The organism is Arthrobacter sp. DNA4 (assembly GCF_024362385.1).
In the GTDB taxonomy this organism is placed as follows: Bacteria; Actinomycetota; Actinomycetes; order Actinomycetales; family Micrococcaceae; genus Arthrobacter.
Map to the genome: position 1 here is coordinate 3,394,081 of NZ_CP101466.1, position 13,797 is coordinate 3,407,877.

Sequence of the window (13,797 nt, forward strand, 5' to 3'; positions counted from 1 at the left end):
GTAGGGGCGCTCGCCGATGGACCCAGCGTAGGAGGAGCAACGTTGCAGCAAGGTTGCGAGGGTGAGATCCAGATCACAGAGCCGTGGTCCGGCCCGAATCGAGCGTCAGGCGCGCAGTTCGGCTTCCAGCCGTTCCAGGTCGGCTACGACGGCGGCCCGCTTGGGTGAGCGCGGCGGCAGGAGGCGGAGCGCGGCGCGGCGGATGACGACGTCGTCCCTTGCTTCGGGAAGCGCAGCGTACTTGAGCAGGGACTCGGCGCTGCCGTCCGTGAGGACCGCTTCCCGGAGCAGGGACGAAACCCTGTTCCTGAGGTCGACAACGCCTGGCGCCTCCGAGCGCGGGAGTACCTCGCCGCGGTAGATCTCCAAGGCAATCCGGTGTGCGCCGCGCTGCAGGCAGCTGAGCACCTGGCCGGTATCCGGCACCAGGTCCAGCGGGAGCCGGTACGGGCGGGAGCCGGGGACAGCGTCGGGACTCAGCTGCTGGATGACCTTGCGCAGGCGGACCATCTCGGCCCGCAGCGTGATGGTGGAGCCCTCCCCGGGGTACAGCAGCAAGCCCAGTTCCTCGGCAGTGAGCCCGTCTGGGTGAGTGCTCAGCAGGGCGAGGATCTCGCTGTGCCGTGCTGACAGGGAAACGGTCCTGCCGCCCAGGCTGAGCAGTGCCTGGTCGCGGCCCAGCAGCTGCAGGCTGTTCCGGTAAAGGCTGCCTTCGCTGGCACCCGGGCCTTGCCTGCCGGCGGCAGCCGGGGACCGTCGTCGTACTGGCTTCCTGGCGAGCTCCGCCGCAAGCTGCAGGCGCTCCACCCGCAGCTGCGCCTGGGCGGCAGCAACGGTGGCCTCCACCAGCGACAGCGTGTGCGGCGCCACCGCGGTGTCCGTCCCGGTGATGTCCACGACGCCGAGGACAGCGCCGGAGTCGGGGTCATGGAAGGGGACGGCGGTGCAGCTCCAGGGGTGCACTGCCCGCTGGTAGTGCTCGGCGCCCGCGATCTGGATCCCCCGGCCCAGGGCAAGGGCGGTGCCCGGCGCGCTGGTGCCGACGCTGGCCTCGGACCAGTCGGCACCGGGGACGAACATCATGCCTTCGGCCCGGCGTTGGAGGGTGGGGTCGCCATCCACCCACAGCAGCCTGCCCACCTCGTCGCCCACCGCAACCAGGAGCCCGCTGTCGTGGCTGGGCTGGACCAGGAGTTTGTTGATGACCGGCATGATCGCGGCCAGGGGGTGCTGCCGCCGGTAGTCCTCCAGCTGGTCCCAGTCGAATGCCAGCGGCGCGGCAGCGTTGTCCGGATTGGCCTTGAAGCTTGCCGACCGCTGCCAGGACTCCTTGATGAGGTTGCGCAGCCCGGGGATCTCGGGGGTGAGGTTGCCGGGGTCCGACCCCAGGCGCTCGTGGCCGGTCAGTGCGGCACGCTGGCGCGGTTCAGGATGGAGCAGGTTCGTCATCGAACTCCCGTTCCGGAGTCTTGTCCGGCTGTGCAGGGCTGGAGGGTGGCCAAGTCAGCATAGCTGGACAACAACCTCGTGTCACCGGCCTGCCCTGACCAGCTCTTCCAGAGCGTCCGCCCCCGCCGCTGCTCCCCCGGCGGCCGCGTAGCCATCCGCCACCCGGCGCGCCCCCGGCGCCTTGCCCAGGGCCTGGTGGACGGCTTCCCGGAGCCGCTCCGGCGTGAGGCGCTTCCGGCTGAGCCGCACTCCGGCGTCGGCCGCCACTACCCTTGCGGCCACCTCGTGCTGGTCGCGGCCGAACGGGACCACCACCACGGGCACTCCCTTTGAGAGGGCCTTCTGTGTTGCCCCCATGCCGCCGTGGGTGATGGCAACGGCGGCGCGGTCAAGGACAGGGCCGTGCGGCACGAAATGTTCCAGCCTGGCATTGGACGGAACGGGCTGGAAACGGTCGAGGCCGGCGGCCCTGGCGGCACCCGCAGAGCCGGCCTCGGCTGCAGGCAACGTGGCGACGACGGTATAGGGCTCTCCGGCCAGGGCCGCCAGGGCGGTCCGGACGATGGCGTCATCCGCCTGGTACTCGGAGGACGTGGTCACCAGGACGACCGGAGCGGTGGCCTCCCCGAGCCACGAGGGAGTTTCGGCCGGCGGCTCCCAGTCCAGGGCGCCGATCATGCGCACATCCGGAGCCCAGTCCGGGTGCGGATATTCGAACGGCCCGGCGGTGGCCACGAGCATCAGCGGGGCGGTGCGGAACATGGAGTTGGCGCCGGTGACCGGGGGAAGCATGCCGCCGGAGATGTCGGCCCGCAGGGCGTTGATCCGGGGCAGCATCAGCTTCTCGACGGCGCCAATCACCAGGCGCCGCACCACCGCATCCCGGGCCCTGCCGAGCGGACCCGGCAAAGGAGCCAGCCCCGGCCCGAACGGGGGCGTACCCCTTGAGGGCAGCGGCGGGGTGTAGGGGCTGAAGGTTGCCCACGGCAGCCCTGAGTGTTCTGCCAGGATGCGCGCGCCCCAGGCGTTGATGTCGACCAGGAGCAGGTCCGGCCTTATCCCCTCAATGGCGCGCTGCAGGTCCGGCGCATCGAACCGGGCGCGGGCGGCGAAGGTCTCAACGCTGGAGGCCAGGGCAGCCTTCGGGTTTGTGGCGCGGTAGTCCGTGGCCTCGATCGCAAGAATCCTGCCGTCCACCGGCCCGGCGTGGAACCCTGACTCCGTGAGCTGTGGAACCTGCCGTGGCAGGGTGCGGATGTGGACATCATGACCGCGGGCCTTGAGTTCCGCGAGCAGCGGAACCATGGGGAAGAGGTGGCCTATGGCAGGTGAAGTGTAGGCAAGGACGGTGGACATCAGGGCCTCCGCGTGAAGGGTTCCAGCATTTCGAGCAGGGAGTGGGCCACCTGGCCGCGGCTGAGCCCGGCGTCCAGGCGCAGCAGTTTCCAGTTGTAGACGTCGCAGAGAGCGACGAACTGGGCCAGCCGGCGGTCGTGGTCCGGGCTGCCCTTCAGGGGGTCAAGGAAGGGGCCGAAAACGCGGCGGCACCATTCGCGGTGCAGGTGGCGCGCTCCCCCGGTGATTTCCGCCAGGACGGGGGAGGTTTGTTCCTCGGCGAGCAGCTTCAGTGCCAGCGCGCCGGTGGTTTCGTAGTGTTCCAGGAGGTTGTCGACGGCGGCGGGCACGTCGCCGGGAGGAACGGCGCTGCGCTGGCTGTCCACCCTGGCCGTGGCAGCCTTGGCGCTGGCGTCGATGAGGGCGGCGCGGTCCCCGAACCTGCGGATGACGGTCTGGACGGTGACACCGGCGCGGGCAGCCACCGCACCCAGCGTGACGTCGGCGAGCGGCCCCTGCATGAACAGGTCTTCGGTGGCCTGCAGGATCCGGCGGCCGGTTTCCTCGGCAGAGGTGGCGCGCTTCGGGGAGCTGTAGGGACGGGTTCCGGCCCCGGCCGTATTCATGTTAACCAGATTAACTCGAATACTCCGTCGGGGGTAGGGGTCAGCCGCGGGAAATGCGGATCATCTCCTCGCGCGGCACCACCTTGATACGCTCGCGGACCACGTGGTCCAGGCCCTCGGGTCCGGTCCAGGCGGCACCCAGGCCCGCCTCGTGGGCGTCGAGCTTGTTCCACCCTTCCCAGGTGGTGTATTCGATGCCGCGCTCTTCCAGCAGGTCGATGATGGCCTGGGGATCCGGGTTCCTGGCCGCCGGGAGGGTGAGCCGGTCCTCCAGCAGGAAGCCGATGGTCTCCAGCGCATCGCCCTTGGTGTGGCCGATCAGCCCCACAGGTCCGCGCTTGATCCAGCCCGTGGTGTAGATGCCCGGAACGGGGTTGCCGTCGGCATCGAGGACCCGGCCGCCTTCGTTCGGGATGACGCCCCGCTTGGCGTCGTACTCCAGTTCGTCCAGCGCGGAGCCGTGGTAGCCGATGGCCCGGTAGACAGCCTGGACGGGGTATTCAACGTACTCTCCGGTGCCCTTGGCGTTGCCGGTCCCGTCCAGCTGCATGCGCTCGAACTTGATGCCGCCCACCTTGCCCGTGCCGTCGTCGAGCACTTCAACGGGGCTGTGCAGGAAGTGCAGGTGCAGCCTGCGGGACGAGGGGTTCTCCGACTCCGCATGCTCCTCCACGAGCCAGTTGGTGAGGGTGTTCACCATGGTCTTGACCTGGTTGTTGCTGCGGATGGCCTCGTCCGAGGCGTCGTCGAATTCAAAATCCTCGGGGTAGAGGACGATGTCGACGTCTTCCATGTGGCTCAGTTCCCGCAGCTCCAGCGGGGTGAACTTGACCTGGGCGGGGCCGCGGCGGCCAAAGACGTGGACGTCCGTCACCGGGGACGCCTTCAGGCCGGCGTACACGTTGTCCGGGATCTCGGTGGTGAGCAGCTCCTCAGGGTGCTTGACCAGCATGCGGGCCACATCCAGGGCCACGTTGCCGTTGCCGATCACCGCGATTTCCCTGGCCTCCAGCGGCCACTCGCGGGGCACGTCCGGGTGGCCGTCGTACCAGGACACAAAGTCCGCGCCGCCAAAGGAGCCGCGCAGGTTGATGCCCGGAATGTCCAGGTCCGCGTCCTTGATGGCGCCCGTGGAGAAGATGACGGCGTCGTAGAAGGCCCGGAAATCGTGCAGCGTGAGGTCCCGGCCGTAGGTCACGTTGCCCAGGAACCGGATGTCGCCCCGGTCCAGGACCTTGTGCAGGGCGTTGACGATGCCCTTGATGCGGGGGTGGTCCGGGGCTACGCCGTACCGGATCAGTCCATAGGGCGCCGGGTAGGCCTCGAAGAGGTCGATGCTGACCTGGAAGTCGCCGTCCTTGACCCCGCTGGACTTGGTGAGGATGTCCGCAGCATAGACTCCTGCCGGTCCCGCGCCGATAATGGCGACGCGGAGGGGACGGTTGGCGGCGGTTTCGCTGTGATTGGACACCGGGAACCCTTCTGAACTGGTCCTGCTCATGTTTCATGAGGGTGCGCCGCATGGTGCAGCGCACAGTCCCCCATTCTAGTTGGCGGCCAGGGCCACTACCTTGCCCTCGCGGTACAACAGCGCCCTGAGCTCAGCTTCCGCCGAGTCCAGCCGTTTCGGATCGATGGTTTCGCCGTCATGGTAGTGGTCCAGCACCCGCGGGTCCACGTAGCTCTTGCGCGCAATGGAGGGAGTGTTTCCCAGCGTCTCCGCCGCGTCGTACATGGCGCGGCTGATGGCCCGCTTCCGCTTTGCCGCCGTCCGCTGGACTCCGGTCCTCGCCAGGCTTTCCGCGGCCGCCACGGTTCCGCGCAGGGTCCGGAAGTCCTTGGCGGTGAAGTCTGAGCCGGTCCGCTCCTTCACGTAGGCGTTGATATCCGCACTGGTGACCGGACGCCAGGTCCTCCCCTCCTTGTAAGCCAGCAGCCTCGCGTTCGGTCCCCGCCGCTTGAGCAGGCGCAGGAGGGCGGCGAGGTCGGCGTCGCGGATTTCCGATTCCCAGTCCTTGCCGCTCTTGGCCGGGAAGCGCAGGAGGATCCGGTCCTTGCGCACCTGGACGTGGGCGCACAGCAGCGTGGCCAGCCCACGGCTTCCGTTCTCGTTGGTGTACCTCTCCGAGCCCACCCGCAGCGAGCCGGTGTCCAGCATCCGGAACGCCGCCGCCAGGACGCGGTCGCGGGTGAAGCCTTCACTGCGCAGGTCCATGGTCACCCGCCGCCGGGCCGCGGGCAGCGATTCGGCCAGCTGGAGGGACCGGTCAAACTTCACCCGGTCCTTACGCTCGCGCCACTCCGGATGGTAGATGTACTGGCGGCGGCCCACGGCATCCACGCCGGTCGCCTGGATGTGCCCGTTCTCGAAGGGGGCGATCCAGACGTCGGTCCAGGCCGGCGGGATGCCGATACTTTCCAGGCGGTCGCGGATAGGGCCGGGCGGCAGCGTGGAGCCGTCCAGGTCCCGGTAACTGAAGCCCTTGCCGGCGGGCACCCTGCGGTAGCCGCGGCCCGAGGCGTTGCTGCGCCGGAGCCTCATGGGCTGGGCTCCGGGGAAGGCGCACGTGTCATGAAAGCAAGCCTACTGATTATTTTCCGGAATACCGCCTGTCTGCTGGAATACCTGCCCACCGGATGCTGTTATGGAGTTCGTGCCTATGCCAGAAGGAACCTCCCCCGCCACGCCCGTTGCTACCCCCGCAGCCGCGCCGCCGGCCGGTGAGGGGCCCCGGGCTGTCGCCAAGGATTCGACGACCGGCATGCTGTTCGGCATCGGCGCCTACGTTCTGTGGGGGCTGCTCCCGCTGTACTTCTTCATCCTGATGCCGGCGGGCGCCGTCGAAATCGTGGCCAACCGGGTGGTGTGGTCCCTGCTGTTCTGTGCTCTACTGATCACGGTGACCAGGGCGTGGGGCGTGCTCGCGGTGGCGCTGAAGGACCGACGGGTCTTTGGTTCCCTGGCGCTGGCGGCATTCCTGATTGCCATCAACTGGCTGACCTACACGTACGGCGTCACCACGGGGCAGGCCGTGGAAACGTCACTGGGCTACTTCATCAACCCGCTCGTCTCTGTGCTGCTGGGTGTGCTGGTCCTGAAGGAAAGGCTGCGGCCGCTCCAGTGGGCCGCCGTCGGCGTCGGCTTCGTAGCGGTGGGCGTGCTCACCTACTCCTACGGGAAGCTGCCATGGATTGCCCTGACCCTGGCGTTCAGCTTTGGCCTGTACGGCTTCGTCAAGAATCGGGTGGGATCGAGGGTGGACGCCATCACCAGCCTCAGCGTGGAGACGATGGTGCTCGCCCCTCTGGCCGCCGTGGCCATGGTGGTCCTGGCCGCAGGCGGCAGCTCCACGTTGACGTCCGAGGGACCAGGACACTTCTGGCTGCTGCTGGCATCGGGCGTGATCACCGCCGTCCCGCTGCTTTTCTTCGGTGCGTCCGCACGGCGGCTGCCCATGACCACCATCGGACTGCTCCAGTACTTTGCCCCGGTCCTGCAGTTCGTGGTGGCGCTGCTGGTCTTCCGGGAGGCCATGACGGTTGAGCGCTGGATTGGTTTCGGGGTGGTGTGGCTGGCCCTGCTGCTGCTGACCCTGGACATGCTGCGGGCCGCTCGCAGGAACTCCCTCGCCCGCAGGGCGAGCGTCCGCCAGGGCGCCTGAGCCGGGGCTCCCGGTCAAAGTCAGCCGCCCAGGGCGCGCTTCACGGCATCGTATGCCGGGGTGGGTTTCCCGTCGTTGAACAGGTGGTCGTGGCCCTGCCGCAGGCTCCCGCCGTCGTCGATCCACCAGTCGTAGCGGTCATCCACTCCCCACGTGGTGTAGGAGACGCAGGTGCGCGAGCGCAGGCAGGTGGCCAGCACCGTGGCGTACTGCTTCGCCTGGGCCTCCGTCCCCTGGCTGTCTGTGACGTCGTTCTCGGAGATGCGGACGCGGAGCCCGGCGTCCCCAAAACGCTTGAGCGTCCGGGTGAGGTCGTCGGCGGAGATGGCGTCGGTCTTGAGGTCGTAGACGTGGGCCTGGAGGCCTGCCCCGTAGATGTGGCCGCCCTGCGCATTCGTGTCCAGGATGAGCTTGAGCAGTGCGTCCTGGCGGCGCCCCGGCACGTCGGCGCCGTTCTCGTTGATGTACTGCTTGACGTCCGGATCGGCCGCGTAGACAGCCTTGGAAACCACGGCCGGATAGCCCGGCCCGAAGACGCGGTACCAGATGTTCTGCTGCATGCCGGTCCCCTGGTCCACGTCGAACGGTTCGTTGACCACGTCAAGGGAAGCCAGCTGCCCTTTGAAGTGCCCCACTACTGCGGAGATGTAGTCGAGCAGTGCTGCCGCGCTGGTCCGGCGCTCCGCGTCCGAGCCTGCGGGGAGTTCCTGCATCCAGCGGGGCATGGCCTCCGTAAAAGCGATGGTGTGGCCGTGCACTGCCAGGCCCTTGCTCCGGGCAATCGCCAGGATCGCATCAGCTTCTTCGAAGGTGTAGACGCCCCGCTGCGGGGAGAGGAACTGCGGCTTCATCGCGTTCTCCGGTGTGAGGGCGCCGAAGTTTTCGACGAACTCCCGGGCATAGTCCGTGTCCCCGGTGAGGGGCCCCAGTGCCACGGCCGCGCCTACCAGGAACTCCGGACGGGTCCTGGCGGCGAGCGCCTGCAGGCCGTCCTTTGACGGCTGGACGCCGGCTGCCGCGGCCCCTGAGGTGCGCAGGCCCGCGCTTCCCGGCGCAACCGCCTTGAGCGAGGTGATTGCGAAGTCGCCGGAATCGCTGGAGAACCCCAGCCACAGTTCCCCGGATGAGAACACCTTGCCCAAGGGAAGGGAGGAAAGGGTGTCGTTGCCGCTTGCGACGGCAAGCGTATCTCCGGAGCGGCGCACGGTGAAGGGCGCCCCCGGGTCCTTTACCGTGACGTGTTCATCATGCACCGGCACCGGCTGGGTCACGTCTTTCTTCTGCGTCCCGTCGAAGACGGCGATCTTCAGGTCGTTTCCCTGAAGGGTAAGCCGCAGGCCCGCCGGCTCGACGCGGAACTCATCGGCGATGACGGGCGGCCGGTCGTACAGAGCCCAGGACGCGTCCGCGGTCACGTCCTGGAACGTCGCGCTGACCGAAAAGTCTCCGCCGACCACCAGGTGCGTGCCGGCGAGGTTGAGCGGGGGGTTCGGCTGACCTCCTTCCCCGCTCTGCTCCACGATTCGCCTGGCGGTGGGCGTCACCTGGAGTGCGCCGTTCCCGGCCCGGACGCCTGGAACATCCTGCCAGTCCCCGTGCAGCAGGTCCAGCGTCACATCAGGCTTGGGCGGGGAGCATGACGCGAGGATGACGAGGAGGGCGGACACCAGCACCACCGTCAGTGCGTGCGGGCGCCCGGCCATCCTTCATCCTCTCCCCTGCTGCCAGGACCTGGTGCTGCTAGGACTTGGTCCAGCGGACGTCGTCGAAGTACGCCTGCAGTCCCGAATTGCCCTGGACGATCACCTGCAGGCTCGCCTTCGCCACGGCGGTGCTGCTCGGCGAGTACGTCAGGTCCACATTGGTCACGCCGCCGGTTGAGATCCCAAGCTTCCACTGCCCGGAGATCCACTGCCCGGCCGAGTTGTATTCGTCAATGTAAAAGCCCATCTCGCCGCTGGTCCGCGCCGTGATGTTGAGGTAGCTGGCGATCTTGTAGCTGCCGGCTGCCACCGCCACCTGCGGGGAGAACAGGTGTTTGTTGGCCGTGGTGGCGGTCATCTTAACCGAGTTCACCGGGTTGGCCGGGCTTCCGTGGTTGGCTGCGTCAGCCAGGATGGTGGATGCGGAGTCTGTCCGCCAGCCCGAGCCGATTCCGGCATCAAACGTGCCGTTTGCCACGAGGTTGGGCGACGGCGTGGTGGAGCCGGCCCCGAGCGTCATCATCTGCATGTTGTCCAGGTACGCCGTGATGCCGGTGCCGGTCACGTAGACCTGCAGGCTGGCAGACGCCACGCTGGTGGAGCTGGGAGTGTAGGTGAAGTTCATCGACTCCACCCAACGGCTGTTTTCCCGCTTGCGGAACTGCCCGGAAATCCACTGCCCGGCCGCGTTGTACTCGTCCACGTAGAAGCCCACTTCTCCGGAGGAGATTGCCGCCACGTTGAGGAAGGCCTTGTACAGGTAGCTGTTGGCCGCCGACACCGGAACCTTTGGCGAGAACAGGTGGCCCGCAGCGGAACCCGACACCAGCTTCACCGATTTGGCAGGATCCGGGTAGCTCCCGTTGGTCCCGGCGTCCGCGGTGATCGTGGCCGGGGCGTCCGTGCGCCAACCGTCGGCGATGCCGTTATTGAACGTCGCGTTCGGCAGGAGGTTGGGGCTGCCGGTTACCAGGCCCTTGCTGACATTGACGTTCCTGATCTGCCCGGCTGCCACTTTGGTCTGCACATACGCTGCCAGCTGGTCCAGCTCAGCCGTTCCGTACTGGTAGTCATCCGGGTTCTGGCTCGGCGAGGGCCTGACGTCGTGGAACGTGAAGATGGCCCACGTCTTGTTGGCGATTGCCTCGTCAACCTTGGCCTTCAGCGTGGAGACCGTGGTGGTGATTTCCTGCACCGGAGTGTTGTGGAGCAGCAGGTCGCCGAGCGGCCAGATGTTGTTGCCCACGTCCGCGAAGCCGCGCATCGAGGTGTAGTACTTTGCTATGCGGGCGAGCGCCGACATGTCGTAGTCGCCGTAGGGCGTGGCCAGGGCAGTGGCGTTGAACCCGTGGGCCGACAAAGCGGCCCTGCTGTTGGCCAGCTCGGCGTCCACCTGGGCGGCCGTCAGCTTGGTGGCCTGGCAGTCGTTGCCCACACTGACAAGGCACTGATGGTCAACGGTGTGCGAGCCGATCTCCCAGCCGTAGGTGTTCTGCAACTGGGTGATCTGGTCCCACGTCATATAGGGAACGTCGGTGTTGGCGCGGCAGGTGTTCGGCACGGCGGTCATCCCCACGCAGTTGGTGATGACGTAACTGGTGCCGGTGAGCCCGTACTTCTTAAGGGTGGGGGCAGCCTGCGTTAAAGCACTTTGCATGCCGTCGTCGAAGGTGAAGGACACGAGCGGAGTTGGGGCAGGGTTGTCCACGGCGGCGTTCGCGGCCGCAGGGGTCAGCAGCGCGGCGGCCATGGCCCACACGGCTACCCCGAGGGTCAGGAGCCCGGCGCGGCGTCGCGCCAGGCTGGATCTGGATTTGATCATGACTTTCTCCTTCTTTCGGGTGGCGAAGGCGCCGCGTTTCACCGCCTGGTGGTGGTCACGGGCCCTGCAACTGCTCGAACGCCTGGGCGACCGGTTTCACTTGGATGCCGCTTTCGTCGATGAGCTGCAGCTGGGTTGCGAGGACGTCGCTGGTGATGGTGCTCTTGTCCGCCGCAATAGTGTTCTTCTGGGTCCCCGACGCGTCGGGGGCAGCGATCTGGTGGTAGACCAGGATGAGCCAGCCGTTGGACCGCTTAGCCTCGGCGAGCGCTTCCTTCAGGGTGTCCGGCGTGGTTGCGTCGGTCACGTACAGGACCTTCAGGTCATGCGGGTTGATGTTTTGCCTGGTGTTGATCCCGTCATCCGTCCCCCGCATGACCTTGAAGTACTTAGCCGCGTACCAGTCCACCTGGGCGTCGGAGCGTCCGTACGGCGGTGCCAGGTCATCAGTGGGAAGGCCGGCCGCGGCCAGCGCTTCCTCACTCTTGCGCAGCTCCTCATCCAGCCGCTCCGCCCCCACGGAGGTGAGGTCGACGTGCTGGTAGGAGTGGGCTGCGATTTCATGTCCCGCCTGGTGCAGCTGCTGGACCTCGGCGCCCGTGATGAAGTTCGGCGTTTCGATAGAGCTGGCGTTGACGTACTGGGTGGACTTGAAGCCATGCTTGTCCAGCAGGGGCAGCGCCCGGTCGTACACGGACTGCCACCCGTCGTCGAACGTGATCGAGACCGTGGGCTGGTTCCACCGCAACGGCCCGGGCCTGGTGATGTCCGTCAACGAATAGTCGCGGACGGCGGTGGTCCCGTTCCCATGTGCAACCAGGGTGACCATCGCGGTGGCCGCGCCGTCGGGGACCTGGAATGCCTCGCTGATGGTGGTCCACTCCCCTGCCGGCGGCACGGTCTCCAGGTTCTTGAAGGTGCGTCCTCCGCCCGCAAGCTCGAACTCGGCCACCACATCCACCTCGCGGTCCGCCTTGTAGGCCGCGCCGAACCTGAAGTAGCGGTCCGGGGTCACCGGGATGGGCTGGTACTGCCACTTCGCCTCCCCGTTCTGGTAATTTCCGACGCGGGTCCAGAGGAAGCTTCCGCGCCCATCCTCGCCGCGCCCGGATTCCACCGTTGACGTCCCGGAGGAATAGGGGGACCAGAAGGCCGGCTGGTTCGGCTGGGTACCGGCGAACCCCGGGTTGGGGATCACGTTCGGGCCCACCGTTGCGGGTGCCGGGGGCTGGACGTCGTCCGCTGCCTCAAGGTAGGCGCCTTCCACACGTGCGGTGCCCACTGAGGCGAAGCGGAAGACGTACTCCACTGCCGCGACGGTGTCGCCGCTGTTGAAGGCATCACTCACCGTGAACGCGGTGGTACCGGGCCGCTCGACCGGGTTCCGCAGCTGCTCCAGGCTGGCGGAGCCATCCCTGTGGTATTTCCGCACCAGCAGCCGGAAATCCGCTTCCGTGGTGGCGTACACCTTGAAGAAGTAGGTCTTGCCGGGAGCCACGTCCACGCGCGGGCTGGTGAGGGTGACGTCGCCCGAGGCGTACTGCGGGATGTCGAGCTTCAGCGCCTGGGCGCCCATCTGTCCCTGCACCAGTTCGAGGGAGGTCTTCGCGTCCCCGCTGTGGCCGGCGGTCCAGCCGCCTGCAGGTGCTACCGAAGTACCGGCCGACGGCGACGGGCCGGGTGTCGCCGTCGGTGCGGCAATGCCGGGAAAGAGCGCCGGGAGCAGGTTGGCTCCGGGCCGCGCCTGGGCGAAGGTGCCGATCCTGCCCGTATACATGAACCACCCTGCGGTGATCAGGAGGACCAGGACCGCGATGACCACGAGCGGATTCAGCAGGACCTGGCGGACCCGCCGGCGCCTAGGCGGCACGGCTTATCACCGCCACGCTGCCGGCACGCTGCGGAGATTTCCAGGTGTTGATCACAGGGCGCCGCACCAGCCCTGGTGAACGGGCGATGCACCGGACCGCTGCCGCGAGCTGGACCAGGTCCATGATGTAGAACAGGAAATAGGCGGTTGGCGCGTACATGCACAGCCTGGTGCGTTCCCGGGGTGAGAGGTTTTCGTCCATCAGGACTGTCAGCAGCGTGTAGGCGGTGATGGTGGCGTAGGACCCGATGATCAGTGCCGGAGTGTAGGTGGCCAGCGACCAATAGACCGCATACGTCCAGGCCAGGGGCGAGACGAGCAGCGTGAATTCGCTCAGCACGGCCGTGGGCATCCGGTAGTAGGCCAGGGTGCGGCTGTACCGGCGGCTGGGGTTCAGCGTCATGCTGCGGTACTTGATGAGGTTCTGGATGCTTCCGTACTTCCAGCGGTAGCGCTGCTTGGCCAGGGCACGGAAGGTGAGGACCCCCTCGGTCTTTGCCACCACGTCCGCGCCGTAGACCATGCGGAAGCGCCGGTTGCCCAAGTGGGTGATTTTTGCACTCAGGCCGATGTCCTCGGTCACGGTGTCCGTGTCGTAGAAGTCCACCTTGCGCAGCACGCGCATCCGGTAGGTGGAGGCCACCCCACCCACCACGAACTCGCAGTTCAGCAGCGAGTAGAGCTTCTTGGAGCGGTAGCCGATCATGTGCTCAAACCGTTGCAGGATGCCGAGCGCCGTGGTCTCCTCCATGATTTGGACGTTCGCCGCCACGCCGGCGACGTACGGGTCGTCGAAGTAGGACAGCGCCCGGGTGATGGCGTCCGGCTGGATGACCGAGTCGGCGTCGAGCGTCATGACGAACTGGCCGCGCGCGAACCTGCGGAGCACCGAGTTGAGCGCCGCGCCCTTGCCCACGTTCCGGTGCATCCGCACGATCCGCAGGTGCATGGCGGGGTGGCGCAGCTGGTAATCACGGACCAGCCGGCCGGTGAGGTCACCGGAGGCGTCATCCGCTACGAAGACTTCAAAGAACGGGTAGGTGCTGCGCCGGATGGAGTCCAGGGTCCGGACAATCACGGCTTCCTCGTTGTGGGCGGCAATGACAATGGAGACCAGCCCGGGTACCTCGGGGAGCGCCCGCCGGGTCCACGTGGCCGTCGCCGCGCATTCGGGCTGGTAGGGGGTGGGAAGCCGGATCCCGCTGAGTCCCTTGCGCCGCTGTTGCCATATGTCGTAGAAGTTGGCACCCGCCAGGTAGAGGCCGAAGTGCACAACGTAAAGGATGCTGACGCCCGCGAAGAGCCAAAAGACCAAGAGCGCGATATCCAT

The 13,797-nt window shown here is 67.2% G+C and carries 10 protein-coding genes; 1 reads left to right on the forward strand and 9 read right to left on the reverse strand.

Going from position 1 to position 13,797, the window contains the following annotated elements; genetic code table 11:
- Window positions 1–105: 105 nt before the first annotated feature.
- The 5 genes from NMQ03_RS15690 to NMQ03_RS15710 all read right to left on the reverse strand — a co-directional run bounded on the left by NMQ03_RS15690 (window position 106) and on the right by NMQ03_RS15710 (window position 5,952).
- Window positions 106–1,449 carry a helix-turn-helix domain-containing protein gene (locus NMQ03_RS15690; protein WP_255172936.1) on the reverse strand — a complete coding sequence of 448 codons (1,344 nt, stop codon included), beginning with the start codon at window positions 1,447–1,449 and terminating at the stop codon, window positions 106–108.
- A gap of 81 nt (window positions 1,450–1,530) precedes the next feature.
- A complete protein-coding gene (locus NMQ03_RS15695) occupies window positions 1,531–2,805 on the reverse strand; it encodes a glycosyltransferase (protein ID WP_255172937.1) in 1,275 nt (424 codons plus the stop codon).
- Window positions 2,805–3,410, reverse strand: coding sequence for a TetR/AcrR family transcriptional regulator (locus tag NMQ03_RS15700; RefSeq protein WP_255172938.1), 606 nt, complete (start codon window positions 3,408–3,410; stop codon window positions 2,805–2,807). The genes NMQ03_RS15695 and NMQ03_RS15700 overlap by 1 nt, the downstream gene beginning before the upstream one ends.
- A gap of 40 nt (window positions 3,411–3,450) precedes the next feature.
- The gene (locus tag NMQ03_RS15705) at window positions 3,451–4,881 is read right to left on the reverse strand and encodes an FAD-dependent oxidoreductase (protein ID WP_255172939.1); all 1,431 of its coding nucleotides are present in this window, start codon (window positions 4,879–4,881) and stop codon (window positions 3,451–3,453) included.
- A gap of 75 nt (window positions 4,882–4,956) precedes the next feature.
- The gene (locus NMQ03_RS15710) at window positions 4,957–5,952 is read right to left on the reverse strand and encodes a DNA topoisomerase IB (protein ID WP_255172940.1); all 996 of its coding nucleotides are present in this window, start codon (window positions 5,950–5,952) and stop codon (window positions 4,957–4,959) included.
- A gap of 118 nt (window positions 5,953–6,070) precedes the next feature.
- Between NMQ03_RS15710 and rarD the strand changes: the two genes are divergently transcribed.
- A complete protein-coding gene (gene rarD, locus NMQ03_RS15715; RefSeq protein ID WP_255172941.1) occupies window positions 6,071–7,072 on the forward strand; it encodes an EamA family transporter RarD in 1,002 nt (333 codons plus the stop codon).
- 20 nt (window positions 7,073–7,092) lie between these two features.
- Here rarD and NMQ03_RS15720 read toward each other — a convergent pair whose 3' ends face one another.
- The 4 genes from NMQ03_RS15720 to NMQ03_RS15735 are packed head-to-tail and all read right to left on the reverse strand — an operon-like array spanning window position 7,093 to window position 13,797.
- The gene (locus NMQ03_RS15720) at window positions 7,093–8,775 is read right to left on the reverse strand and encodes an endo-1,4-beta-xylanase (RefSeq protein ID WP_255172942.1); all 1,683 of its coding nucleotides are present in this window, start codon (window positions 8,773–8,775) and stop codon (window positions 7,093–7,095) included.
- A gap of 37 nt (window positions 8,776–8,812) precedes the next feature.
- Entirely contained in the window at window positions 8,813–10,597 is a 1,785-nt protein-coding gene (locus NMQ03_RS15725) for a polysaccharide deacetylase family protein (RefSeq protein ID WP_255172943.1), read from the reverse strand.
- A 55-nt stretch (window positions 10,598–10,652) separates the two neighbouring features.
- A complete protein-coding gene (locus NMQ03_RS15730; RefSeq protein ID WP_255172944.1) occupies window positions 10,653–12,467 on the reverse strand; it encodes a polysaccharide deacetylase family protein in 1,815 nt (604 codons plus the stop codon).
- Window positions 12,457–13,797, reverse strand: a complete 1,341-nt coding sequence (locus NMQ03_RS15735; RefSeq protein WP_255172945.1) for a glycosyltransferase — start codon at window positions 13,795–13,797, stop codon at window positions 12,457–12,459. Before NMQ03_RS15735 ends, NMQ03_RS15730 begins: the two co-directional genes overlap by 11 nt.